Here is a 24,482-nt window from a genome sequence, read left to right on the forward strand (position 1 = left end):
GCGAGCGATCAGGGCCGGTCCGGCTGCACGCGCGCGTTACGGAGCACGTCAAGAGCGAGATCATGGAACGCATCCATCGCCGTGACGGTCCCGAGCAGCTTCGTCTGGGGCCGCTCGAGCACGACGACGACGGCAAAGCGAGGATCGCTCGCTGGGACGAAGCCCGCGAACGACGAGATGTAGGCATCGTCGACGTACCGGCCGTCGTCGCTGGGGATCTGCGCGGTGCCCGTCTTCCCGCCGACGCTGTAGCCAGGCAAGCTCGCTCCATGCGCGATGCCACGATCGACCGTGGACACGAGCATCGTGCGCAGCGTGTCGGCGGTGTCGGCACCGATCGGGCTGCGGATGGCGACCGGCGCGGTGCGGTGCTCCCCATCCGCATCGCGCGTCGCCGCCACCACGTGCGGCCGGTACAGCGTGCCGCCGTTCGCGATCGCCGCATACGCCATCGCGAGCTGCAGCGGGGTCACGGCGATGCCCTGACCGTACGCGACCGTGCCGACATCCACGGGATACCACTCCGCCAGTGGACGTACCGCACCCGAGGCCTCGGCGGCCAGATCGATGCCGGTTGCGTCTCCGAACCCGAAAGCGCGCAGGTACTGGTACAGCGGCTCCTGGCCAAGCTTGGACGCGACGAACACCGCGCCCGCGTTCGCGGAGCGCTCGAGGATCTGCGTGACGGTCGTCGTCCCATAGACCTTGCCCTGCGCGTTGCACAGCCGCCGTCCACCGATGACCATGCAGCCCTTGTCTTCGTAGGTCGTCGTCGGCGTCACGACTCCCTTGTCGATCCCAGCCGCGATCGTGACCGCCTTCATCGTCGATCCCGGCTCGAACGTCCATGACACCGCGCGGTCTTGCAGTGACAAAGGATCTGCGACCGCGACGCGTGCTGGATCGAAGGTCGGCCAGGACGCGAGCGCGAGGATCGCCCCGTCGCGTGGGTCCAGGACGATGATCGAGCCGCCCGGAGCCTTCTCGCGTTCGACCGCGCGTCGGAGCGCCTGCTCGGCCGCGGTCTGCACGACGACGTCGATCGTGAGGACGAGATCCGCGCCGTTCTTCGGCGGCACGGCGGTCCGGAGACCGAGCGCGAGCTCGCGATCCTTCCCGTCACGTTCGACGACGAGCCGGCCTGGGACGCCGCGTAGCACCTTGTCGTACGCGCCCTCGACACCGTACTGGCCGACGCCCTCGTCGTTCACGAAACCCAGGACGTGAGCGGCCAGCGCGTCATTCGGATAAAGGCGCTTCGGCTCGGGCTCGAAACCCAGACCGGGGATCGCAAGAGCCTCGACCGCGCGCGCGACCGGCTCGGGCAGACGCCGTTTCAGGTAGAGCCATTCGGCGCCCGAGTCCAGCGCGGCGCGGATCGTCGCTGCGGGAGTCGCCAGGACAGGCGCGAGCTTCGCCGCCGCGACGGCGTGATCGGGGATCCGTTTCGGTATGGCGTACAGGGAACGGAGGTCGACGGTCGTGGCGAGGACCTGACCGCTTCGGTCGCGGATCACCCCGCGCTGCGCCTCTACCACGAGCTCACTGCGCACCTGATCCGTTGCGCCTTCGAGCAGAGCGGCCCGGCCAATGGTCTGCCAGTACCCGACGCGCAGCGAAAGCAGGAGCGTCGCGACGGCGAAGAGCGCGAACAGGACGCGCAGACGGCTCCGCGAGATCCCTTCCGTCACTCTTCCTCCGTAATGAGGCGCTCGCTCCCCAGCAGCGCCTCCGCGACGTCAGCGCCTGGCGGCGATCGGCTCCGCTTGGACCACTTGGACCGCGGCGGCACGCACCAGGCCGAGGCGCCTCGCCTCGGCTTCGATGCGTGCGGGGGAATCGAGTCGCGCGCTCTCCACCTCGAGAAGGGCGTTCTGCCGTCGCAGCTCATCGCGCTGCTGCTCGAGGCGCTGCGCCTCGTAGCCGCGCGTCGCGACGGTGGTCGCCTGGGAGAGATAGAGGACGGTCAAGAGGAACACCGCGCAGATCGCCGCCGAGACGACGACGAACGTGCGCACTTCCCAGGTGGTGCCGGCCCCGTGCCGTCGGCGCGGAGTCGCGTGCGCGCTGCGCGAGCGCGACGGAAATTGGCGGCGCATCGGCGCCGCCCTGACCGCCTGCGCGGCGATCAGGAGATCTTCTCCGAGATGCGGAGGACTGCGCTGCGGGCGCGCGGGTTGCGTGCGACCTCCGCCGAGTCCGCACGAAGCGGACGCCGGGTAACGACACGCAAGCCCGCGCGATGCCCGCAGACGCAGGTGGGGAGGTGGGGAGGACAGATGCAGTCGCGCGATTCCCGGACGAAGAACTGCTTCGCGATCCGGTCCTCGAGCGAGTGGAAGGAGATGACCGCGAGGCGGCCACCGGGGCGCAGCGCACGCATGGCGGCCTCGAGGCCCTGCTGAAGATTCTCAAGCTCGTGATTGACGGCGATGCGAAGCGCTTGGAACACACGCGTCGCGGGATCGATACCGCGGCGGCGCTGCGTCTTCACGCCCGCGACAAAGCGACCGAGGTCGTCGGCCGACAGGAACGGCTCACGTGTGCGACGGCGCACGATGGCGGCGGCCACACGACCCGCCTCGGTCTCCTCGCCGAGCTCGCCGAACGAACGGCGCAGCTCGCGCTCGTCCCAGCTGTTCACGATGTCTGCCGCCGTGACGCTGAGGTCCGGGTCGGCGCGCATGTCCAGTGGGCCTTCCGCGCGAAAGCTGAAGCCTCGCCGCTCATCCGCGAGCTGGAGCGAGGAGAGACCGAGGTCAAGGAGGACGCCGTCGAGCGGCGCGAGGCCGTGGCGCGCGGCCACGACGTCGAGAAGCGCGAAGTTGGATCGGACGAGGACCGCGCGCTCACCGAAACGTGCGAGAACGCGGTGGGCTTCGGCGAGTGCCGCGGGATCGACATCGAGGCCGATGAGGCGCCCGCTCGGGCCGATGCGTTCGAGGATGGCCTCTGCGTGGCCACCCGCTCCCACCGTGCCATCGAGAAAGCGGCCACCTTCGCGGGGATCAAGCTGGGCGAGTACTTCGGCCAGGAGAACCGGCTCATGAAGCCTCCCATCACCATCAGCTGGAGTTCCACGATCAGATCCCGAGGTCCGCGAGGTCGTCAGCGATCTCGCTTTGGACGTTCGCGAGGTTGCTCCGCCAGCGTCCCGGCTCCCAGACCTCGAGGTGGTCGGAGTTGCCGATGACGACGGCTTCGTTCTTGAGGCCGGCGTACTCGCGGAGGTGCGCCGGGATGGTGAGGCGCCCCTGGGCGTCCGGGTCCGCTTCATGTGCTCCGGCAAGGATGAAGTGCCGGAAGCGGGTTGCCTTCGGATCGGTGCGCGGCCGCTTGGTGATGTCGGTATTGAGGGCGACCCACTCGGACTCCGGGAACACCGCGAGGCATTCCCCACCGCTCACCCAACGGGTCACGACCGCTCCCTCTTTGAAGCGCAGGCGGAACTTCGCCGGGATCGCGAGGCGGCCCTTTTCGTCGAGTGAATGGGCGAATTCGCCCGCGAAGAAACCTTCCAATTACCCTTCTCGTCTCGGGGGAGGATGCCCCACCCTTCCCCACTACTCACCACGCAGTGGGCATTCTCCACCACCCGCCAACTCTGTCAAGAGGCCAATCCGATCCGCGACACCGCTGAGACCGCGCGAGACCGCGCGAGACGCGCTCAGCGAGGAGACGACCCGGACGACGATGCGGAGAACGACTTGGAAGAGCTGAAGGCTCCGCACGCGCATCACACGGTCAAGCGCAGTCAGCGCAGGATGCGCAGCGAGAAGGGCCTGACCGAAGGACGACCCAGCTGCGCGACTAGACCGGACGCACCCGCTCGACGACGTCTTCGATCGCTTCGCGCGCGCGCTCAAGTGCCCCCGGTGGTCGCGCTCCGTCGAGCGTCCCGAACCACTCGAGGACGGATGCGCCCCATGTGAAGCCTCCACCGAAGGCGACCAGAAGCACCTTGTCCCCGCGGCGCAGCCGGCCGGTCGCCTCGGCCTCGCAGATCGCGATCGGTATCGAAGCCGCCGAGGTATTGCCGTAGCGCTGGATGTTCACGAACACGCGCTCCATCGGGAAGTGGAGGCGCTTCGCGACCTGCTCGATGATCCGGATGTTCGCCTGATGCGGGATCATCAGCGCGATGTCATCGAGGCCCAGTCCGGCCTCGGCCAGCGCTTCTTCCGCGGCGTCCGCCATCGACTTCACAGCGAGCTTGAAGACGTCTCCGCCCTGCATCGTGATGAGGTGCTGGCCACGATCGAGCGTGTCCTGCGTCGCAGGGATACGAGCGCCGCCCGCGGGGATCATGAGCTTGTCGCCCTGCGAGCCGTCACTGTGCAGGATCACCGACTCGATCCCGACCGAGGCGTTCGTCGCCTCGAGCACCACGGCGCCGGCACCGTCACCGAACAGCACGCACGTGGTGCGGTCCTTCCAGTTCAGGAATCGCGACAGGGTCTCGGCACCGATGACCAGCGCGTTCTGTATCGCCCCCGAGACGATCATGCCGCGCGCCACCGCGAGTGCCGAAACGAAGCTCGTGCACGCCGCTTCGATATCGAACGCGCCGGCCTTGGTCGCGCCGAGGTCGTTCTGCACGAAGCAGGCGGTGGCCGGGAACACGTAATCAGGGGAGCAGGTGCCGACGATGATCATCTGCAGGTCCTGCGGTCGGAGGCGCGCACGGTCGAGGGCCACGCGCGCCGCGCGCGTCGACATCGACGAGGTGTTCTCACCGTCAGAGGCGATGCGGCGCTCGCGGATGCCGGTGCGGCTCGCGATCCACTCGTCCGAGGTATCGACGATGCGCTCGAGCTCCGCGTTGGTCATGATGCGCGACGGTACGTAGAACCCCCAACCGGTGATGACCGCGTTCTTCGCCACTTGCTAGGTCTCGGTCGAGCCGACGACCTTCCCTCTACCGGCGAATAGCGCACGCACGTCGCCGTCGAAGCCCTCAAGGAACTCGTGCGCGTCGATGACATCGTCCAACGAGACGGGCGGGCGCCGCGCGCGGACCGGCCGTTCGTTCATCGGCGCGAGCGAGGCGCGTTCGCGGTCGACGTAGACGAGCAGCTTGAACTGGGTCTCGCAGCGCGAGCACGTCACGCGGACGATCCATGCGGCCTCGAGTCGGCCGAGAAGGCGGATCTCGGAGTGGGCGTGATTTGCGCCGCAGACGCTGCAGTCGTATTCCTTCGCCTGCTCGCGAAGGCGCCGAAGGATGTTCACCGTCGTTCGAGCATACCCGAGCCCGTCGGCCCGAGGCCCAGCCGCCACGAGAGGAACGAATACTGGTCGGCAAGGTCGTCGATCTGCATGTCAAGGGGCTTTCCCGCACCGTGCCCGGCATCGCGGTCGACGCGCAGGAGGACGATCGCCTCCGGATCTTCGGCCGACTGCGCCTGGAGCAACGCGGCCATCTTACGCGCGTGCATCGGATCGACGCGGCTGTCGCCCTCGGCGGTCGTGAACAGAACGGCCGGATAACGGACGCCGTCGCGAACGTGGTGGTATGGCGAGTACTCGCGCAGCCACGCGTACTGCTCGGGATCTTCCGCGGTGCCGTACTCGGCGATCCAGAGCCGAGCGATGAGGAAGTTCTGGTAGCGGAGCATGTCAAGAAGTGGCACCGAGCAACAGACTGCCCCGAATAACTCGGGCCGTTGCGTCAGCGCCGCGCCCGTCAGCAATCCGCCGTTAGACCCTCCAGTGATCCCGAGGCGTTCGGGCCGCGTCCACCCGCGTGCGATGAGCGCCTCGGCCGCGGCGTGAAAGTCGTCGAACACGTTCTGCTTCCGTTCCAGCATCCCGGCCCGGTGCCAGCGTTCGCCGTACTCCCCGCCGCCGCGCAGGTTCGGGAGCGCGAAGAGACCGCCCGCCTCGACCCAGGCGGCGGCACCGGCGATGTACTGCGGCGTTCGTGAGATGTTGAAGCCGCCGTAGCCGTTCAGGACCGTCGGCACGGCTCCATTCGCGACCACGTCTCGGCGATGCACCATGAACATCGAGACGTCGGTGCCGTCCTTCGACGAGTAGGTCGTCTGCTCCACCACGATCGCGTCGGGATCGAATCCGGTCGGCGATGGAAGACGGACGAGCTCGCGTACGGCGCCTGTGCGCGCATCAGCAGCGAAAGCGATCGGTGGTTGCGTGAACGACTGGTAGGTGAAGCCAACGAGTTCCCCGGCATGATCGCCGCTCACGAACTCGACCATCCCCAGTCCCGGTAGGGCGACCTCGCGGTCGCGGCGGCCATCCTTCGTCCAGACGCTCACGCGCGACGTGGCACGCTCGAGCGTAACGACAGCGACATGGTCACGCGTGACGTGGAAGGCCGCGAGCGCGTGCTCGCTCGGGGGGACGATCGTCCGCCATCGCACGCGCTCGGGTGCCGCGAAATCGGCGCGCGCGACTCGATAGTTCGGCGCATCGAGATTGGTGCGTATCCAGATCGCATCATCGCGGACGAAGCCCTCGCTGATCCCCTCCTCACCTTCGACGAGCACCTGCGGTCCGCGGCCAGGCGCGCGTCGATCGAGGAGATAAAGGTCACTCCGGGTCCAGCCTTTGAAGGCATGAAAAAGGACCCAGCGTCCATCGGGTGAGGTGCGCGCCCACACGATATCCTCCTTCGGCCGCCCCTCGCCGAACACGGTCTCGTCGCGCGCTGGGTCGTCGCCGAGCCGGTGGAAGCGCACACGTCGGTGGTAGTGCTCTTCGCCAGGCGGGACGGAGCCGGGCGCTGGTTTGACGGAGTAGTAGAAGCCTTCACCCGCCCACGCGACGGTCGAGAATTGCGTGTGCGGGATCCGCTCGGGCAGCTCGCGGCCGGTCGCGACCTCGATCACATGGAGCGTCGACATCTCATCGCCACCGCGAGAGAGGCCATAAGCGACGTACTTCGCGTCGTGTGAGGGGTAGTACCAGTCAATGGTCACAAGGCCCGCGGCGTCCATCCGGTTCGGATCGACCAGCGCGCGGTCCGCTCCCGCCACACCGTCGCGGACATACAGGAGCGACTGACGCTGTGTTCCCGCACGGCGCGTGTGGAAGATGCGGCCGTTCACCGGCCGAGGGGTGTCCAAGAGCCCGACGGCAAGCAGTTCGCGCAGGCGCTGCGCGAAATATCCCCGCTGCGGTAGCTGGTCCAAGACCGCGCGCGTGCGCGCGTTCTGTGCATCGGTCCACGTTCGTGTCCGCTCGCTGGCGGTGTCCTCGAGCCACCGATAGTGGTCGATCACGCGATCGCCGTGCCACACGTCGACCGCTTCGTCGCGTGGGGTCACGGGCGGCGTTGGCAGGCGCATCCGCCGAGATTAGAGCAGACTGCGCGCGTGTTCGACCTGAACTCGATCTTCTTCATCTTTTTCATCGCGCAGTTCTTCATCCCGCTGCTGCAGAAGAGGATGCTCGAGGCGCGGCGTCAGGCGGCGATCCGCGCGATCGAGCAGTCGCGGCACTCGCGACTCATCACGATGATCCACCGCCAGGAGACCATGAGCTTCCTCGGCTTCCCTATCGCGCGGTACATCGACATCGAGGATTCCGAAGACGTGCTGCGAGCGATCAGGTTCACTCCGCCCGACATGCCCATCGATCTCCTGCTGCACACGCCCGGCGGGCTCGTGCTCGCGTCGGAGCAGATCGCCTCCGCGCTCAAGCGGCGTCAAGGGAAGGTGACGGTGTTCGTCCCGCACTACGCGATGTCGGGCGGAACGCTGATCGCGCTCGCCGCCGACGAGATCGTGATGGATCAAAACGCGGTGTTGGGCCCCGTCGACCCGCAGCTCGGGACTGCCCAGTCGTCGTTCGCCGCGGCCTCAGTGCTCAAGGCGCTATCTCAGCCGAACCCGAACCGGGACGACACGACGCTCATCCTCGGCGATCTCGCGGAGAAGGCCCTTCGCCAGGTGCACGCGACCGTGCGAAAGCTGCTTCTCGAGCACCACACCGAAGCCGAGGCCGAGCGCATCGCGAGCGCGCTCGCCGACGGTCAGTGGACGCACGACTATCCGCTCGACGTCGACCAGCTCCGCGAGCTCGGGATCAAAGTCGAAAGCGAGCTCCCGCGCTCGGTGTACGACCTCATGGACTTCTACCCACAGGCGACGCAGCGCCGTCCCGGCGTCGAGTACATCCCCATCCCGTATCCGCAGCGGACTCCGGAGCCGAGCAAGACCGAGCGCTAGCCGGAGGCGGGCACGTCCTTCAGGAAGTTGATGCTGCCGACCGATTCGCGGTAGCCCATGGACGCGTTGATGTGGAGGATCGGATCGTTCGCGCCGTCGTTGCCTGTGCGCACGCGGTCCACGCCGAGCGCGATCGCCTGCATCAACGTCTCGCATTTCAGCGCCCGTGCGATCCCGCGGCCGCGCACGCGTCGCGCGGTCGCTGTCCAGGCGGTGCCGACGATGCCGCGAACGGGCGGGTACTCGAGCACGGATACGCCGACGACCTCGTCATTTTCGCGAGCGATCCAGAAACGATCCTCGTGCATGCCCGGTGACCGGAGCCAGCGCATCGTGTCCTCGAACGACCCCTCGACGATCGGCAGGGTCGTCGGCACGTCCTGCGCCGCGTCTTCGTTCATTCGCCAGACCTTGCGGTACTTCTCGGGATCGCGTTCTCGATCGAGGGTGACGAACGCGATGCCCTCGTCTCGCATGCGCTCGCGGCTCTGTCGTGTCATGCGCTCGATGCGGTCGCGGTTCTCACCGAGATCGAGCACCCAGCGACGACCGCGGCGATCTTCACGGAATCCGCGACCGACGATCGCGTCGATGCGCACCTCATCGTCTTCGTTCGCGCGCGCGGCGATGCGCTTCGCGCCGTCGGCCGTGAGCCGGCGCTCCATCTCCGCGAGCAGCGTTTGCAGCGACGCACGATCGCGCTGGTCCGGCAGCAGATCACCGTAGATGTCGCCGTGTGGCACCTGCAGCCGCGCCGGTGCCCATGCCGGATGGTCGAACCCGGCGACGCCGATATCGTGTCCATCGCGCTGAACGATCCAGCGCCGCGACACGAACGTGTCGTCGGGCTGCTCCCACCAGTACCGCTCGATCACGGGATCGGTCGGCCGCGCCGGGAACACCGCGGTCTGAACGTCTGCGCTGAAGGTGGCGTCATCGAGCGTCGCCTCGCGGAACTGGAGGTCGCCCATCACCCGCTGCGCTTCAGACGGCCCGTGCGCTTCGCGTAGCGCTCCACCTCGATGAAGAGACGCAGGCCGAGCGGGACCGAAAGGACGCCGACGACCAGAGCCGGCCACACCTTCGGCCAGAGCGTCACGAGATCGGCACCGTCGAGCAATGCCATGCGCATGCCCTCGATCACGTATGTCGCCGGCGAGATCGTTGAGAGCGCCTGCATCCATCCGGGCAGAACGTCGACCGGGTAGTACACACCGGAGACGAGCAGCACGACGGCCTGGACGATGTACGCCATCTGCAGGCCCTTCTCGGTCCAGAGCAGCGGGAACGACGCCGACGCGATCCCGAGGCCGACGAACGCCATCGCACCGACCGCGAGAAGCACCACCGCGGACAGCACGTTCGCGCGCGACAGGTCGACCGGCACGAAGAGCGTGACCGCGCCGAGGATCGCGATGCTGAACGCGGTTGCGCGAACGAGCGTCGCGCCGCACATGCCGATGAGGTGCGTGAAGCGCGGGACGGGCGACATGAACGTGTGCTCGATCGTCCCTTCCCAGCGCTCCCAGGCGATCACCTCTCCGATGTTCTCGAAGATGATCCCGAGGAACCGCCAGGCGATCGTGCCGACGAGCAGGTAGAGGACGGTCCGCGAAACGACGGCCGGATCGACGGCGCCGCCACTTATGGTCGGCAGGGCGAGGCCGATGTACGCGACCGAGAGCGACGTCACGATGCCGTAGACGAGCCATACGAGCTCCCACGCCCAGTACCGCTTCGAGAGCGCGATCTCGCGCTCGACGAATGCGTAGGCGAGTCCGAGCTGTCCGCCCATAGCGGTCATCACTTCGTCTTCTCTTCAGCCGCCGCATCGGCCTCGTCGAGCCGCCGGCCGGTCACCGACATGAAGACGTCCTCGAGCGCCGTGGCGCCATGACGCGCCCGGAGCTCCTCGGCCGTGCCTTCGGCCACGAGACGTCCGTCGTGCAGGATCCCGATGCGGTCGGAAAGTCGCTCGGCCTCATCCAGGTCGTGCGTCGTCAGCACGATGGTTGCGTCGTGCTCGTCGCGAAGGTCTCGCACGAACGTTTGCACCTCGCGCTTGCTGCGGATGTCGAGTCCCGTCGTTGGCTCGTCGAGGAGCAGCAGCGTCGGAGCGGTCAGGAACGCGCGCGCGATCGCCACCTTCTGCTGCATGCCTCGCGAGAGCTTCTCGAGGGGCTCTTCCACCCGATCCATGTCCACACCGAGTCGCCTCAGGATGGCAAGCGCCTTCCCGCGCGAGTCGTCCGGCCCAACGCCGTAGAGACGCGCGGAGTACACGAGGTTTTCCATCGCCGAGAGCTTCTTGAAGAACGACGCCTCGACGGACACGCGATTGATGAGCCGCTTCACCGCATCCTCGTTTTCGCGGATGTCGAGACCGAACACGCGCACCCGGCCCTGATCGGGCGTGAGGAGCGTCGAGAACATGCGGATCAGCGTCGACTTCCCGGAGCCGTTCGCGCCGAGCAGCCCGTAGATCTCGCCGCGCACGACGCGCAGCGACACGTTGTCGACCGCTCGACGGACACCCTCACGGGAGGACTTGAACGTCTTGGTGACCGCGTCGGCCACGAGCGCGTCGCGGCCGGGCGTTCGTATGACTTCTGGTCTGGTCGCTGTCAGCGTGGCCACTTCGTTCTCCCGTCGTTTCTTAGGAACCAAAAGACCGTGGGTCCTGGCCCACGGTCCGAAGGTCACGAAGCGGGAGTCGGGTCCCTAGACCATTCGGAGAGTGGGCAGGCTCCGCCGCGGGCGGACCGGCCCGACGGCACCAGAGCGCGCATTTGCGCTGATGAGCACTGCGCCACTTCCTTTCAGCAAGTCACGCGTGAGCGTGCGAGTGGGCACGATACCAACGAGGGCGCGCGTCGTCAACGGGATGACGACGGACAGAGCGAAACGGGCGAGGGGTCTCCCCTCGCCCGTTTCAATTCGGCGCTACGCCTAGAGCGCTACGCGTCGGCCGCTCAGCAGCTGCAGCACGAGCACGACAAGCGCGATCACGAGCAGGAGATGAATGAGCGAGCCGGCCGCTGGCAATGCGACGACGCCAAGCAACCAGAGGACGAGAAGGACCAGGACTATGGTCCACAGCATTTGCACGCACCTCCTTTTGTCACGCGACTCGCTCGCAAGGTCCGTGCCATGGGCGACGCGGCGCCCGCTCGCTCGCGTTGGAGCGCAGAATCGTCCACGCGCAGGAGGAGTGGTATGAGCAGCGACTTTTTCACCGAAGTGCCAGAACGGATCGGGTACGGCGGGCCCGAGTCCTCCGATCCACTGTCGTACGCCGTCTACCAGCCTGACCGGGATGTCCTTGGGAAACGGATGGAGGACCACCTGCGCATCGCCGTCTGTCTCTGGCATTCATTCAACTGGCCCGGCTCGGACGTCTTCGGTGTCGGCACATTCGATCGGCCCTGGCTCTCCGGCGGTCTCGATGTGGCGACTGCCTCGCGAACGAAGCTCGACGCGGCGTTCGAATTCATCGAAAAGCTCGGCGTGCCCTTCTTCACATTTCACGATCGTGATGTCGCGCCCGAGGGCCACAGCTACGCCGAGACGCGGTCGAACCTCGCTGCCAGCGTGGACCAGATCGAACGACACATGGCCCGCACCGGCGCGCGTCTTCTGTGGGGCACCGCGAACCTCTTCTCACACCCCCGCTACGCCGCCGGCGCTGCGACGAATCCCGATCCCGCGGTGTTCGCGTACGCGGCGGCCCAGGTCAAGACCATGCTCGAGGTCACCCACCGTCTTGGCGGTGCGAACTACGTTCTGTGGGGCGGGCGCGAGGGCTACGAGACGCTGCTGAACACGGATCTCAGGCAAGAGGAAGCCCAATTCGCGCGTTTCCTGGCACTTGTCGCGGAGCACAAGCACAGGATCGGTTTCAAGGGCACGCTGCTCATCGAGCCGAAGCCACAGGAACCGACGAAGCACCAGTACGACTACGACGTTGCGAGCGTCGTTGGATTTCTCCAGCGCCACGATCTTGCCGGCGAGTTTCGCCTGAACCTCGAGGCCAACCACGCGACGCTCGCGGGCCATAGCTTCCACCACGAGGTCGCCAGCGCGATCGCGCTCGACGCGTTCGGCAGCATCGACGTCAACCGCGGCGACTACCAGAACGGTTGGGACACCGACCAGTTCCCGAACTCGGTCGACGAGCTATCGCTGGCGGTCTACGAATGTCTCGCCGCTGGAGGCTTCACGACCGGCGGCTTCAACTTCGACGCGAAGCTGCGGCGGCAGAGCGTGAGTCGGACCGATCTCTTCCACGCGCACATCAGCGGCATCGACACTCTCGCGAGATCGCTGCTTGTCGCCGCGGATATGGTCGAACAGAGCACGCTCGCGGCCGTGCGCAAAGAGCGCTACGCGGGTTGGTCCGACGACCTCGGCACTGCGATCCAGTCGGGTTCGGTAACGCTCGCCGACCTCGAGCGCAGGGTCGCGGCCGGCGAGATCGATCCGCGACCGAGATCCGGTCAGCAGGAGCTGCTCGAAGGCCTGGTCAACCGCCGCGTCTGGGCTTCCGATCGATCGCGCGAGCGCGCAACGGAGACGCGACGCCGTTAACCGTGTAGCTCGGCGAGCTCCTGTCGCGTGAGCTTCGTCGGCGGCTTGCCCAGGATGATCATCCCGAGGACCTCGTCGGTCGTCACATCGTTCTTGTTCACGGTCCCGACGAGCTTGCCGTGGTACATGACGCTGATCCGCTCCGACAGGTCGAACACGTCGTGGATGTCATGGCTGACGAGAAAGATTCCGATCCCCTCGCTCTTGAGCTGCCGAATGAGGTCGTGCACCTGCGCGGTCTCCGCCGGGCCGAGAGCGGCCGTTGGCTCGTCCATGATCAGGGCGCGGGCGTTGAAGTGGATCGCGCGAGCGATCGCGACGGCCTGGCGCTGTCCACCCGACAGTCGAAGGACCGGCGTTTTGAAGTTCTTGAAGTTCGGGTTCAGGCGACCGATCACTTTCCGCGCGGCAGACTCCATCGCGGAGTCGTCCAGCGTCGCAGCGGTCTGTAGCTCGCGGCCGAGGAAGACGTTCGCCGGCGCATCGAGATTGTCGGCGAGGGCGAGGGTCTGGTAGATCGTTTCGATCCCGAATGTCTTGGCGTCACGCGGATTGCCGATCGTGACCGGCCGGCCGTTGACCAGGACCTGGCCCGAGTCGGGCGGACGTGCGCCGGAAAGGGTCCGCATGAGCGTGGTCTTGCCCGCGCCGTTGCCGCCGACCACGCCAACGACCTCGCCTGGATACAGGTCCAGCGTCACGCCGGCGACGGCTCGGACACCGCCGAACGCGACGTGGATGTTCCGCAGCTCGACCAGCGGAATGCGCTGCGCCGCCACAGCCGGCGTCTCCGGCGTGTGCGTCAGCATCGGCAGCTCAACTCACTCTCCGGCGGAAGACGGCGTCGAGGCCGACGGCCGCAACGAGCACGATGCCGACAACGATGTCCTGGGTTGGCGAGTCGACGAGCAGCAGCACCATGCCTGAGCGTAGCGACTGCATGACGACAGCACCGAGGATCGCGCCGGGGACCGTCCCGATGCCACCGGAAAAAGACGTCCCGCCGATGACCGCGGCGGAGATCACGTCGAGCTCGTTCTGGACACCGAGGCTCGTCACCGCGGCGTTCAGGCGAGCCGTTTGCACCGCGGCACTCACCGCAGCGAGGCTCCCCATGAGCGCGAACGTCAGCATGATCGTTCGACGGACGTTGATGCCGGCGAGCGCCGCGGCGTCGGGGTTACCGCCGATCGCATAGACGTAGCGCCCGAAGCGCCGCCTGGTCGCGAGGAACGTCACGACGAGCGTCACGACGAGCATGATCACGACCGGGAACGCCACGCCTGTCGGAATGAAGAGCCCACCCGGCGGGACCGAGATCCCGTGCTCCTGCGCGTACTGCTCGGCGACGGCGGGCGGCAGCGGATAGCTGTTGGCGACCCACACGGTCCCGAGAACGATGCCGCAGGCCACGGCGCCCACGAGCAACTCCGCCCAGAGCGGGCGGACGGGGAAGCCGTAGCGCCGCTTGCGGCGGCGGGACGCGATCAGCGTGCCGACGATCCCAAGGCAGAGCGCCACGCCGAGGATCCAGCTCGGCCACTCGCCTAGCGCGCCGACGTTCGTTCCTACTGTTCCACCACCCAGCATCTGAAAGGTCCGATCGAGCGGCGCGATCGTCTGGCCCTGCGCGTAACGAAAGAGGAGACCGCGCCAGATCAGGAGGCCGCCGAGCGTCACGATGAATGAAGGCACACCCCCGTAGGCCACCACGAACCCCTGCAATCCGCCGATCGCCGCCCCGAGCACGATCCCGAGCACCAGCGTGAGCACCCACGTGTACGGCTGCTCGAGCCCAAGCCCGAGGCTCTGCGGGACCCATACGGCCTGGAACATCGCCATCGTGTAGCCAAGGAATCCGAGCATCGATCCAACCGAGAGGTCGATGTTGCGCGAGACGATCACCAGGACCATCCCGGTTGCCATGATCGCGATCGAGGCGCTCTGGACCGACAGGTTCCAGAGGTTCCGCGCCGAGAGGAACGTCCCGCCCGACAAGACGTTGAAGGCGACCCAAATGATGATCAGCGCCGCGATCATGCCGAGCATCCGCGTTTCGATCTCGAGAGACCGCAGCACCCCCGAGGCGGGCGCGAGCGCCGAAGTGACAGCCGTCACGAACGAGCGAGTGGAGCGAGCGGGCCCGCTTTCCGCGCCAGTCTCCTGTGGGACCGAAGCTCCCATCAGTCTGCTGCCTCGACCTCCGTCGTACGCCGTGATAGAGACGCGCCCTGCCCGGCGCTAGCCGGGACAGGGCGCGCCATCACACGAGCTCCTATTGCATCAACCGCAGGCGGCGGCCTTCCCGGCTGCCACGCCTTGGCACAGATCGGCCTTGGTGATCCAGCCTGCGTCGAGGACTTCCTTGAGGTTGTCCTTCGTGATCGGGTTTGGCGTCAGAAGGATCGAGTTGAGGCTGTTCCCACCGGGGGTCTTGAACACCGCTGTCGACTTCACCTTGCTCGGATCGGAGTTGTTGCACAGCTGCAGCGCAGCTTCGCCCGCGGTCTTTCCGAGCAAGCGAGCGTCCTTCCAGACGTCGACGGTCTGCGTGCCGAGCGCGACACGGTTGAGGGCGGCCTTGTCGCCGTCCTGACCGGACACCGGCACCTTGCCCGCGAGGCCCTGGGCCGTGAGCGCGGCGATCACGCCGCCGGCCATGCCGTCGTTCTCCGAGAGCACGGCATCGACCTTGTTCTGGTTCGCCGTCAGGATCTGTTCCATGTTGGTCTGCGCCTTCGCCGGGTCCCAGTTGTCCGTGTAGGTCTCGCCGACGATCTTGATCTTGCCAGACTTCACCGCGTCGCCGATGACCTGGTCCATGCCACTGCGCAGGAAGTCCGCGTTCGCATCGGCCTTGTTGCCCTTGATGATCGCGTAGTTGCCTTCGGGCTTCGCCTTGAAGACGGCCTGCGCCTCGAGCTTACCAACGAGGACGTTGTCGAAGGTGATGTACAGCGCCTTCGGATCCTCGATGAGCCGGTCGTAGGCGATTGCCGGAACGCCGTTCTGGATCGCCTTCGCGACCGCCGGCTTGATGGCGGTGCCGTCCTGGGCAAGGATGATCACGACCTTCGCCCCTTGCGAGATCAGGTTGTCGACGTTGCTGGCCTGGGTCTCCGGTGACGACTTCGCGTCGTTGGAGATGTATTTCCCCTGACCGGCAGCGATGGCAGCCTTGATGGCCGGCTCGTCCCACTTCGCCCAGCGCTCTTCCTGATAGTTGTTCCACGAGACTCCGATCGTGCAGCCCGCGGCTGTGGTGGTGCCACCTCCGCACGCCGAGACGATCACGGTGAAGCCTGCTGCGAGCACCGCTAAGTACCTACGCATCGAGCACCTCTCCTCACGTGAGCGCGACCCCGCTCGGATGTCGCGGGCGACACGCTAGCACCCTGCTCCCTGACATACGAATAGGGCGGTGGTCAGTCCGGCGCCTCGGGGCGATTCGCGCGACCATCGACGCATGGGGTGCGATGACGCTGCACGCTGAACCGGGCACGCTCCGGGGGCCCCGCCGATGGCCTGCCACCCGGGTCGTGGTCGTCGTGATCACGTGTGCCGCGGTCGTTGGCGCCCTCGCGTCCGACGGTCTGCCTTCGGCGACACCGCTGGTCGCGCTCGGCACGCCGCATTTCGTCGACGAGACCGCCAGCGCGGGGATCGACCACGTCTACGGCGGCGGCTTCGAGCACGCCGTGGGCGGCGGGGTAGCCGTGTTCGATTGCAGTGGCGACGGAAAGCCTGACCTGTATCTCGCTGGGGGCAGCGCCTCGGCGGCGCTGTATCGGAACGACAGCTCCGTCGGTGGCGCCCTGCGATTCACTCGCCTCCCGGATCCGGCGACAGACCTGACCTCCGTCAACGGCGCTTACCCCATCGACATCGACAGCGACGGGGTCACCGATCTCGTCGTACTCCGGAACGGTGAGAACGTCCTCCTGCGAGGCCTCGGCGGTTGCCGCTTCGACCGCGCGAACGAGAGATTGGGCTTGGGTCTCAGCCCTTCCGCCACCGAGGCGTTCAGCGCGACGTGGGAGGCCGCCGCGACGCTGCCGACCCTTGCCTTCGGGAACTACGTCGATCCCGCCAGCAACGATCCGCACCATCTCTGTTTCGACAACGAGCTGGTGCGCCCGACGGCCACGGCGGCGACCTACGCACCACCGATCCCACTGACCCCGAGCTGGTGCGCGCTCTCCATGCTGTTCAGCGATTGGAGTCGCTCGGGCCGAAGCGACCTGCGCGTGAGCAATGACCTGCACTACTACCTGCCCACGGATGGCCAGGAGCAGCTCTGGCGCGTGAGGCCGCGCGAGCGGCCTTCGCTGTACACGTCGGACGACGGATGGGTGACCGTGCAGATACAGGGGATGGGTATCGCGAGCTACGACCTCAGCGGCGACGGCTACCCGGAGGTCTTTCTCACGAGCCAAACGGACAACCGGCTGCAGACGCTCACCGCCGGTCCGTCCCAGCCGACCTACCGCGACGTCGGGCTGAGACGCGGAGTCAATGCGCCCCGGCCATTCACCGGCGGCGACATCCGACCATCCACAGCCTGGCACGACGAGTTCGCGGACGTCAACAACGACGGCCTCATCGATCTCTTCATCTCGAAGGGCAATGTCACAGAGCAGGCCGACTACGCCCAGCGGGACCCGAGCGACCTTCTGCTCGGGCAGCCGGACGGAACGTTCCACGAGGCCGCCGATATCGCCGGCATCCTTAACTTCGACCGAGGCCGAGGAGCAGCGCTCGCGGACTTCAATCTCGACGGGCTGCTCGATCTTGTCATCGTCAATTACGGCGCGCCGGTCCGGTTATGGCGGAACGTCGGTGCAGGCGACGCATCGCGCTCGCGCGCAATGGGCAACTGGATCGCGCTACGTGTTCAGCAGACCGCGCCGAACGTCGACGCGATCGGAGCGTGGGTGGAGGTCCGCGTCGGCGAGCGCGTCCTTCGACGCGAGCTGACGATCGGGGGCGGTCACGCGGGCGGCCAGCTCGGCTGGGTCCACTTTGGGCTGGGCACGGCCGCGCGCGCCGACGTTCGCGTCGCGTGGCCGGGCGGCGAGATCGGCCCGTGGATCAACGTCACCGCGAATGAATTCGTGATCGTGACCCGCGAGGCGGCCGATGCGCGTAACTGGTCGCCGGGCGGAAGCTGACTTCGGACGTCGCCGGACTTCCGCTAGCGTGGCGTCGCGAGGAGAGGAAGAGCCAGTGCCGGCTTCGTCAACGTGATCCGACGGTTGCCACGGGGTGCGCGGATCCGCGCCCTCGGGGCGGCGCTCGCCGTTGTCGTGGTGACCGGTGCGGTCATCGTGACGACGCGTCCATGGGAACAGACGCCGACGTGCCCGCCGATCGCGGACAACCCGACGTGGTCGGTGGCGCGGCGCTGGGACGAGGCGCTGCTCGACGCGATCCGACGCGCTCTGCCGAATCCTCCGGTGCACGCACGGAATCTGTTCCACGTCTCCGTCGCCATGTGGGATGCGTGGGCCGCTTACGACTCAACCGCATCCGGTTACATCTTCAAGGAGAAGGTCCATGCAGGCGACGTGAACGCCGCACGGAGTGAGTCGATCAGCTACGCGGCGTACCGCGTCCTGACCACGCGCTTCATCAAGGCCGTCGGCGCCGACAAGTCACTGGGCGAGTTCGACGATCTCATGGACGCACTCTGCCTTCCGATCTCGACAACGACGACCGACGGCGATTCACCAGCGGCGGTCGGAAACCGGATCGCGAGGGCGGTGCTCGACTACGGAAAAGCGGACGGCTCGAACGAGGTGAACGCCTACGCCGACCCGAGCTACAGGCCGGTCAACCCTCCGCTCATCGTCGCGAAACCGGGGATCACGCTGGTCGACCCGAACCGCTGGCAGCCGCTCCAGCTGGAGAACATGATCAGCCAGAACGGGATCCCGGTAGCGAACGGCGTTCAGCAGGCCGTCGGGCCGCACTGGGGCCACGTGACCCCGTTCGCGATCCCCGCCGGCGGCACATCCGGTACCCCTATAGATCCCGGGCCGCCTCCGCGCCTGGGTGACTCAGCGACCGATGCGGTCTACCACGCGCAGGCTCTCGAGGTCCTCCGAGACAGCGGCCTCCTCGATGCATCGAACGCGTCACCGATCGACATCTCGCCGCGCGCGATCGGCGCCAACGGTCTCGGGTCGAACGACGGACACGGGTATCCGCTCAACCCCGTCACGGGCAAGCCGTACGCGACAGACCTCGTGCGACAAGGAGACTTCTACCGGGCCGTGGTGGAGTTCTGGGCCGACGGCCCGGCGTCCGAGACGCCTCCGGGCCATTGGAACGTCATCGCGAATTCAGTCTCGGACCAGCTCTCACCGAACCTGCGCATCGGAGGGACCGGTCCCGTCCTCGACCGGCTGCAATGGGACGTGAAGATGTACCTCGCGCTCAACGGCGCCGTCCACGATGCGGCGATCGCGGCGTGGGGCCTGAAGGGCCGATACGACGGGATCCGACCGATCTCGATGATCCGCTACATGGCGAGTCTCGGGCAGTCGAGCGATCCGTCGCGTGCGGCGTACAACACGGAGGGACTGCCGCTCGTGCCCGGGCTCATCGAGCTGATCTCGAAAGATGACACGGCATCCGGCGCGAGGATGGCCGCTCTCGCAGGCCACGAAGGCGAGATCGCGGTACGCGCGTGGCAGGGGAACCCAGCGGATCCCAAGACGCAGAGCTCGCCAGTGGCGTGGATCCTCGGCATCGCGTGGGTGCCGTACCAGCTGCCAACGTTCGTGACTCCCTCGTTCCAGGGTTACATCTCGGGCCACAGCACCTTCAGCCGCGCCGCGGCGGAGGTCCTGACCGGGATCACCGGCAGTCAGTACTTCCCAGGCGGTCTCTACGAGTCGACCATCACACGCGGCTCGTTCAGGGTCGAGGCCGGGCCAAGCGCCGACGTCGTCCTGCGCTGGGCGACGTACTACGACGCTGCGGATCAAGCTGGTCAGTCGCGTCTGTACGGCGGGATCCATGTGCAGGCGGACGACTTCACAGGTCGCATCGTGGGCTCGACGTGCGGCAAGGACGCCTGGATCGTCGCGCAGCGCTACTACTCCGGGCGGTAACGCAGATGCGGCGGGTCTTTCTCGGCGTGGACTGCGGCACGCAGTCGACCAAGGTCGTGCTCCGCGATCCGGAGACGGGCGCGGTCATTGCCGTCGGTCGCGCGCCACATGAGCTCGTCGAGCGCGACGACGGCACGCGCGAGCAGGACCCCGACTGGTGGACCCGCGCGCTCCGTGGCGCGGTGCGCGATGCGATGCGCGGCGAGCGGTTCGAGGTCGGTGGCATCGGCGTGTCCGCGCAGCAGCACGGGCTCGTGTGCCTCGATCAGAGCGACAGACCAGTACGGGCGGCGAAGCTCTGGAACGACACGACGACCGCGCGGGAATGCGAAGAGCTCACGCGCAAGATCGGCGGCGCCGACCGAGTCAGGGAGCTGACGGGCAACCAGTTCCTACCCGGTTACACGGCGCCGAAGATCGTGTGGCTCGCCGCACACGAGCCGGCGTCGTACGCGCGCACCGCTCGGATGTGCCTGCCACACGACTATCTGAATCTGTGGCTCACGGGCGAGTTCATCAGCGAGGCCGGCGACGCATCGGGCACGGCGTACTTCGACGTTCGCGCGCGCCGCTATAGCGAGGCCGTGCTTGCCGCGATCGACGGAGCACGCGACTGGGAACGCACGCTGCCAACGATCGCGCCGTCGCTCAGCATCATCGGCACGCTGCGCCGCGAGGCCGCGGAGTCGCTTGGTCTCGAAGGGGCCGTCCCGGTCAGCGCCGGCGGCGGCGACAACATGATCGCCGCGATCGGCTGCGACGTCGTCGCCCAGGGTCCGGTCGCGGTGAGCCTGGGGACCTCTGGCACCGTGTTCGCGTACCGCGACGAACCCGCGGTCGACCCACTTGGCGAGGCCGCGGCGTTCTGCGACTCGACGGGTGGCTGGCTCCCGCTCGCGGCCACCCTCAATTGCACGAGCGCGACCGAGTGGGTGCGCGCACTGTTCGCGATGGACCATGCGGATGTCGACGCGGCGATCACGCGTGAAGGCGCGCCCGGGCTCTCGTTCCTACCCTACCTCTCCGGCGAGCGAACGCCGAACCGGCCGGAGGGCGCTGGTGTCTTCGTCGGCATGCGTTCCAGTCACGGACGCGACGAGATCGTCCATGCTGTCGTCGAAGGCGTGACGATCGGGCTCGCGTACGCGCTCGATGCGCTACGGCGCACGGGCGTCGCACCGACCGTCGTAACGCTCATCGGTGGAGGGTCGGCGTCGGACCCGTGGGCGCAGCTGTGCGCCGATGTTTTCGAGCTCCCCGTCGTGCGTCCAGCATTCACAGAGGCCGCCGCGTCGGGCGCCGCGCGCCAGGCGCAGTGGGCTGTCGAGCGAAGGCGTCCCGACCTCGCGCCGACATCCGCTCGACGGTTCGAACCGCGGCCCCGACCCGAGCTGCGAGAGGCCGCGGAGCGTATGGCCGCACTTCGCGAGATCGCGAGAGCGAATCGGCTGTGACGCCGTCGCTCCGCCTCGCCTGACGACTCAGACCTTCCATGTCCATCGCTCGGTCGCGCGCAGGCTGTCTCCGGGCTCGAGTATCCGTAAGCCTGTATCGAAGACGCCTGACGCTGCGAGAACGGGTGCGTTCGGCCACATCGTCTGAGGTTCCACGCAGATCCCTTCTCCTGGCGTATGCACGACGACCGTCTGCACGCTCGCGTCATGTTCCATACGTAGCTCCAGATCGGGCCACCGCACGATGGCAGGGCCCTTGGTCCTCACGTAGACATGGTCCAGACGACGGTCGCCCACCAGGGGGCCGGACCGCAGGTCCTCATCACGAGTGACCCGTCGAACCTCGCCGGTCGGCACGAGGTCCGCGTCGAGCACGAGCACTTCGTACGCATCGACGACGACGCCCACGTCGCCGCTCCGCGGTCGAGTGAACCACGGATGCCAGCCGAGGCCCGCGGGCCCCGCCTTCTCGTACCCGCCGACCTCCAGCTCGAGCTCGAGCGCGCCTGCGCCGAGTCTCAGCGTTTGCCGGGCATGGCCACCGAAGGGCCACCCACTGCCGCGCAGCTCACAGCTCATCGTGACCGCGGTCTCACTTCGCTTGACGATGTCCCACGATTTGTCGAAGGCAAGGCCATGAATGGCCGAAGGCGGAAGATTCGGCGCGAGCCGCACCTCACCTTCCTTCGTCGGGATACGGCCTCCCGAAAGCCGCCCCGCCCACGGCACCATCGGATAGCAGCCCCAATAGATCGCCGGCGCGCGCGCGCGAGCGCGCGCCTTCGGGAGGATCCGCTCCACGCCGGCGAGGACCAGCGAAACGATCCTGCCCCCTTCGGCGGGATCGATACGCGTGACGACGCCGCCCGCACTCAGCTCGATCATCACCACAGAGCGTCGAGCATGCACGGTCCTCCGGATACGCGAACGCCCCTCGGCCGAAGCCGAGGGGCGTTCCAGCGGAGGACGGACGGTCGTTACTGCGGCGTGGCGAAGCCACACGCCAGGCAGATGAGCGCCGCAAAGGCGGCGCGATTACTGCTTGACGAGCTGACCTCGGATGACTCCACCGGGGGCAAGCGTGGAGTGCCAGTTCATGTAGTAGTTCGCGGGGTTCGCGATGATGTCTGTCGCGAGGGCCGCAGCGGTAAGCCCTCCCGCATCGACGACGGTCGCCGTCTTGTTGATCTTCCCCGCGCCAGCGGTGAGCGTGAGCTCGCCCGCGGCAAGTCCGGAGTTCACGACGACGCCGCCGTTCGCGCCAGCCGCTGCCTTGTGGATGTGGCCGATGTTGATCTTGGTATCGGCCGGGCAGCCGGTGACGTCCGTCTCGAACAACGCGATCGCCGCGGTGATGACGCCGGCGGCGTCCTTGGTTGTCGTCAGCGTGAACGTGCCCTTACCCGCGCACGTCGCTTCCGGGCCGGTGATCGGAGGAACTTCGTTCGATGGCTTGAGGTCCGCGGTGAAGATGAACTTGAGCTGCGGCGTCGGCGCAGGTGTTGGCGTGGCCGCTACCGTCGGCTGGATCGTGGGCGACGCGGTCGGAGCGACTGCTGCGGGCCCGCAGGCGCCCAGCACGATCACCCCGGCAGTGAGCCCAGCAAGAAGACGCATAGACACCTCCTCGTGTACGGCCGTAGTACGGGCCCAACGCGATTCTGGATGAAGACCCGAGCAGGCCAATAAGCCGGATCCCGTCGTGGACGGTCATCTCTCTGGGACGGAGGTCACCCTCCGCCTCTAGCGGCGCACCCGGGGACGGCGCGGGCCACGCCATCGCCCCCATACATCGCCTTGCTCCGGGAAGAGCTTGCCTCGTTTCACCCGCTTGCGCGGATCGTCACTGTGGCGCTGGTCCTCGCCTCGCGGCGGACGGGTGTTACCCGCTTCCCTGCCCTGTGGAGTCCGGACTTTCCTCGACGGCTTTCGCCGCCGCGACCGTCTGGCCTGCTCGGACCACCATTCTACTGGCGGGACGGGTGGTGAAGCAGGGCGTCCATGCGCTTCGCGGCGCGGACGAGCGCGTCGTCTCTGGGGCCGCCGCTCTCGGCGACGTAGCGGTCGACGACCGCGTCGGCGTCAAGCGGCCGGCCACGGCCACGCAGATCCGCCGCGAGTCGGACCGCATCGAGCAGCCCGCAGCCCAGGTGCGCGCCGGACCAGCGCACCAACACGACGCCACGGTCGGCGCGCGCAGCGTGTGCGCAGCTGAGATCGCCGTGCACCAACGCGACCGGCCAGGCCGCGAGCTCGCGCGCGGCCTCCTCCGCATTCGTATCGCCGCCCGCGTCGCGCACGATGTCGGCTGGCGTGCGCACGGGCACGCCGAGCGCGCGCAGCGCGGGGCCGTCGGCGGCGACGGCGCGCTCGACCGCGATCTTCGCGCGAACGATGTCGGCGACATCGCCTTCGCAGGCGTCCGGCGCGCCGCTCAGATCCTCGAGCAGCAGCCATGGACCCAGCGACACGTGGGGCGGCGGGATCCCACGGGAGTGGACGCGCGGCACCTGATCGGTCTTACGAGCAAGGAACGGGAGCAGCTGCGCTTCGACGACCACGCCTCTGGCGCTGCGCTCGAAGAGGGCGGTCGTATCGCGACCGTCGCGTGTGAAGTGCAGGCGTTTGCGCTCGATCCCGTCTGCCGCGTCGAGCTCTTCGGAGCGAACGCCTCGGACGTCGCCGCCGACACTTCGCGCGACGAGCGAGCCGAGCGGATCGTCACTGTCGGTCATGCGGCGTCGTCGATCGCGCGGTTGGCGAGCAGATCGGCGATGGTGTTCTCCTCGCGTGGGATGTGCCGGATGCGTTTCTTGTGGAACTGCGCGAACAGCTCGCGCGCGCGGATCGCGAGCGGGATGAGCTTCGCGTCGCGCACGCGCCACTTCCCGTTCATCTGCTCGACCACGAGCTTCGAGTCCATGCGGACCTCGAGCTCCTCGACGTCATGCCGTCGCGCCTCCTCGAGGCCGATGATCAGGGCGGTGTACTCGGCCACGTTGTTCGTGCCATGGCCGAGAAAGCGCATCGCTTCGGCGACGACATGACCCTCGCCGTCAACGAGCGCCGCGCCGGACCCCGCGGGCCCGGGGTTGCCGCGGCAGGCGCCATCCGCATACAGCACGGCCCGC

General features: G+C 67.4%; 23 protein-coding genes and 1 other RNA gene. 5 read left to right on the plus strand and 19 right to left on the minus strand.

From position 1 onward, the window contains the following. Positions 1–8: 8 nt before the first annotated feature. From VI056_02195 to VI056_02225, 7 genes are all read right to left on the minus strand, one after another. On the minus strand, positions 9–1,691 hold the full coding sequence (locus VI056_02195) for a penicillin-binding protein 2 (protein HEY6201831.1): 1,683 nt from the start codon (positions 1,689–1,691) through the stop codon (positions 9–11). Positions 1,692–1,739: 48 nt separating this feature from the next. Beyond that, on the minus strand, positions 1,740–2,099 hold the full coding sequence (locus tag VI056_02200; protein ID HEY6201832.1) for a septum formation initiator family protein: 360 nt from the start codon (positions 2,097–2,099) through the stop codon (positions 1,740–1,742). A 29-nt stretch (positions 2,100–2,128) separates the two neighbouring features. After that, positions 2,129–3,112: a 16S rRNA (cytosine(1402)-N(4))-methyltransferase RsmH gene (gene rsmH, locus VI056_02205; protein HEY6201833.1), complete on the minus strand. Its 984-nt coding sequence runs from the start codon at positions 3,110–3,112 to the stop codon at positions 2,129–2,131. After that, positions 3,084–3,521 (minus strand): division/cell wall cluster transcriptional repressor MraZ, encoded by a 438-nt coding sequence (gene mraZ / locus VI056_02210; GenBank protein ID HEY6201834.1) that lies wholly within the window; start codon positions 3,519–3,521, stop codon positions 3,084–3,086. Before mraZ ends, rsmH begins: the two co-directional genes overlap by 29 nt. A gap of 289 nt (positions 3,522–3,810) precedes the next feature. Beyond that, a complete protein-coding gene (locus VI056_02215) occupies positions 3,811–4,884 on the minus strand; it encodes a beta-ketoacyl-ACP synthase III (protein HEY6201835.1) in 1,074 nt (357 codons plus the stop codon). Positions 4,885–4,887: 3 nt separating this feature from the next. Continuing rightward, on the minus strand, positions 4,888–5,232 hold the full coding sequence (locus tag VI056_02220) for a hypothetical protein (protein HEY6201836.1): 345 nt from the start codon (positions 5,230–5,232) through the stop codon (positions 4,888–4,890). Next, positions 5,229–7,310, minus strand: coding sequence for a prolyl oligopeptidase family serine peptidase (locus tag VI056_02225; GenBank protein HEY6201837.1), 2,082 nt, complete (start codon positions 7,308–7,310; stop codon positions 5,229–5,231). Before VI056_02225 ends, VI056_02220 begins: the two co-directional genes overlap by 4 nt. Positions 7,311–7,355: 45 nt before the next feature. On the opposite strand from VI056_02225, the gene VI056_02230 reads away from it, so the two are divergent. Beyond that, positions 7,356–8,192 carry a hypothetical protein gene (locus VI056_02230; GenBank protein HEY6201838.1) on the plus strand — a complete coding sequence of 279 codons (837 nt, stop codon included), beginning with the start codon at positions 7,356–7,358 and terminating at the stop codon, positions 8,190–8,192. Here VI056_02230 and VI056_02235 read toward each other — a convergent pair. The 4 genes from VI056_02235 to VI056_02250 all read right to left on the minus strand — a co-directional run bounded on the left by VI056_02235 (position 8,189) and on the right by VI056_02250 (position 11,294). After that, a complete protein-coding gene (locus VI056_02235; protein HEY6201839.1) occupies positions 8,189–9,163 on the minus strand; it encodes a GNAT family N-acetyltransferase in 975 nt (324 codons plus the stop codon). The two genes, VI056_02230 and VI056_02235, sit on opposite strands and share 4 nt — an antisense overlap. Then, the gene (locus VI056_02240; protein ID HEY6201840.1) at positions 9,163–9,996 is read right to left on the minus strand and encodes an ABC transporter permease; all 834 of its coding nucleotides are present in this window, start codon (positions 9,994–9,996) and stop codon (positions 9,163–9,165) included. Before VI056_02240 ends, VI056_02235 begins: the two co-directional genes overlap by 1 nt. Next, positions 9,996–10,769, minus strand: coding sequence for an ABC transporter ATP-binding protein (locus VI056_02245; GenBank protein HEY6201841.1), 774 nt, complete (start codon positions 10,767–10,769; stop codon positions 9,996–9,998). Before VI056_02245 ends, VI056_02240 begins: the two co-directional genes overlap by 1 nt. 372 nt (positions 10,770–11,141) lie before the next feature. Beyond that, the gene (locus VI056_02250; protein HEY6201842.1) at positions 11,142–11,294 is read right to left on the minus strand and encodes a lmo0937 family membrane protein; all 153 of its coding nucleotides are present in this window, start codon (positions 11,292–11,294) and stop codon (positions 11,142–11,144) included. A gap of 114 nt (positions 11,295–11,408) precedes the next feature. On the opposite strand from VI056_02250, the gene xylA reads away from it, so the two are divergent. Next, complete coding sequence (gene xylA, locus VI056_02255; GenBank protein ID HEY6201843.1) at positions 11,409–12,779, plus strand: xylose isomerase; 1,371 nt, start codon at positions 11,409–11,411, stop codon at positions 12,777–12,779. Here xylA and VI056_02260 read toward each other — a convergent pair. The 3 genes from VI056_02260 to VI056_02270 all read right to left on the minus strand — a co-directional run bounded on the left by VI056_02260 (position 12,776) and on the right by VI056_02270 (position 16,112). Continuing rightward, positions 12,776–13,558, minus strand: coding sequence for an ATP-binding cassette domain-containing protein (locus tag VI056_02260; protein HEY6201844.1), 783 nt, complete (start codon positions 13,556–13,558; stop codon positions 12,776–12,778). The two genes, xylA and VI056_02260, sit on opposite strands and share 4 nt — an antisense overlap. Positions 13,559–13,595: 37 nt before the next feature. Next, positions 13,596–14,897: a sugar ABC transporter permease gene (locus tag VI056_02265; protein HEY6201845.1), complete on the minus strand. Its 1,302-nt coding sequence runs from the start codon at positions 14,895–14,897 to the stop codon at positions 13,596–13,598. 165 nt (positions 14,898–15,062) lie between these two features. After that, on the minus strand, positions 15,063–16,112 hold the full coding sequence (locus VI056_02270) for a substrate-binding domain-containing protein (GenBank protein ID HEY6201846.1): 1,050 nt from the start codon (positions 16,110–16,112) through the stop codon (positions 15,063–15,065). A gap of 206 nt (positions 16,113–16,318) precedes the next feature. Here VI056_02270 and VI056_02275 point away from each other — a divergent pair, with 206 nt between their 5' ends. The 3 genes from VI056_02275 (at position 16,319) to xylB (ending at position 21,351) form a co-directional block, all read left to right on the plus strand. Next, on the plus strand, positions 16,319–17,950 hold the full coding sequence (locus tag VI056_02275; GenBank protein ID HEY6201847.1) for a CRTAC1 family protein: 1,632 nt from the start codon (positions 16,319–16,321) through the stop codon (positions 17,948–17,950). 84 nt (positions 17,951–18,034) lie between these two features. Then, positions 18,035–19,897 carry a vanadium-dependent haloperoxidase gene (locus VI056_02280; protein ID HEY6201848.1) on the plus strand — a complete coding sequence of 621 codons (1,863 nt, stop codon included), beginning with the start codon at positions 18,035–18,037 and terminating at the stop codon, positions 19,895–19,897. Positions 19,898–19,902: 5 nt separating this feature from the next. Further along, complete coding sequence (gene xylB, locus VI056_02285) at positions 19,903–21,351, plus strand: xylulokinase (protein HEY6201849.1); 1,449 nt, start codon at positions 19,903–19,905, stop codon at positions 21,349–21,351. A gap of 27 nt (positions 21,352–21,378) precedes the next feature. Here the strand turns inward: xylB and VI056_02290 are convergent, their stop codons facing one another. From VI056_02290 to VI056_02310, 5 genes are all read right to left on the minus strand, one after another. After that, positions 21,379–22,236 (minus strand): hypothetical protein, encoded by an 858-nt coding sequence (locus VI056_02290; protein HEY6201850.1) that lies wholly within the window; start codon positions 22,234–22,236, stop codon positions 21,379–21,381. Positions 22,237–22,386: 150 nt separating this feature from the next. Beyond that, on the minus strand, positions 22,387–22,968 hold the full coding sequence (locus VI056_02295; GenBank protein HEY6201851.1) for a CHRD domain-containing protein: 582 nt from the start codon (positions 22,966–22,968) through the stop codon (positions 22,387–22,389). A gap of 53 nt (positions 22,969–23,021) precedes the next feature. After that, positions 23,022–23,308, minus strand: an RNA gene (gene rnpB, locus VI056_02300) — RNase P RNA component class A. A gap of 10 nt (positions 23,309–23,318) precedes the next feature. Next, on the minus strand, positions 23,319–24,086 hold the full coding sequence (locus VI056_02305; GenBank protein HEY6201852.1) for a hypothetical protein: 768 nt from the start codon (positions 24,084–24,086) through the stop codon (positions 23,319–23,321). After that, a complete protein-coding gene (locus VI056_02310; protein ID HEY6201853.1) occupies positions 24,083–24,475 on the minus strand; it encodes a ribonuclease HI family protein in 393 nt (130 codons plus the stop codon). The genes VI056_02305 and VI056_02310 overlap by 4 nt, the downstream gene beginning before the upstream one ends. Positions 24,476–24,482: the final 7 nt, after the last annotated feature.

This window comes from Candidatus Limnocylindria bacterium, assembly GCA_036523395.1.
Taxonomy (GTDB): Bacteria; Chloroflexota; Limnocylindria; order P2-11E; family P2-11E; genus CF-39.

Coding starts and splice junctions, on each gene's coding strand:
- VI056_02200 (HEY6201832.1), bottom strand. CDS start 2,099: ATGCGCCGCCAATTTCCGTCGCGCTCGCGCAGCGCGCACGCGACTCCG.
- VI056_02225 (HEY6201837.1), bottom strand. CDS start 7,310: ATGCGCCTGCCAACGCCGCCCGTGACCCCACGCGACGAAGCGGTCGAC.
- VI056_02235 (HEY6201839.1), bottom strand. CDS start 9,163: ATGGGCGACCTCCAGTTCCGCGAGGCGACGCTCGATGACGCCACCTTC.
- VI056_02240 (HEY6201840.1), bottom strand. CDS start 9,996: ATGACCGCTATGGGCGGACAGCTCGGACTCGCCTACGCATTCGTCGAG.
- VI056_02250 (HEY6201842.1), bottom strand. CDS start 11,294: ATGCTGTGGACCATAGTCCTGGTCCTTCTCGTCCTCTGGTTGCTTGGC.
- xylA (HEY6201843.1), top strand. CDS start 11,409: ATGAGCAGCGACTTTTTCACCGAAGTGCCAGAACGGATCGGGTACGGC.
- VI056_02270 (HEY6201846.1), bottom strand. CDS start 16,112: ATGCGTAGGTACTTAGCGGTGCTCGCAGCAGGCTTCACCGTGATCGTC.
- xylB (HEY6201849.1), top strand. CDS start 19,903: ATGCGGCGGGTCTTTCTCGGCGTGGACTGCGGCACGCAGTCGACCAAG.
- VI056_02290 (HEY6201850.1), bottom strand. CDS start 22,236: ATGATCGAGCTGAGTGCGGGCGGCGTCGTCACGCGTATCGATCCCGCC.
- VI056_02295 (HEY6201851.1), bottom strand. CDS start 22,968: ATGCGTCTTCTTGCTGGGCTCACTGCCGGGGTGATCGTGCTGGGCGCC.
- VI056_02305 (HEY6201852.1), bottom strand. CDS start 24,086: ATGACCGACAGTGACGATCCGCTCGGCTCGCTCGTCGCGCGAAGTGTC.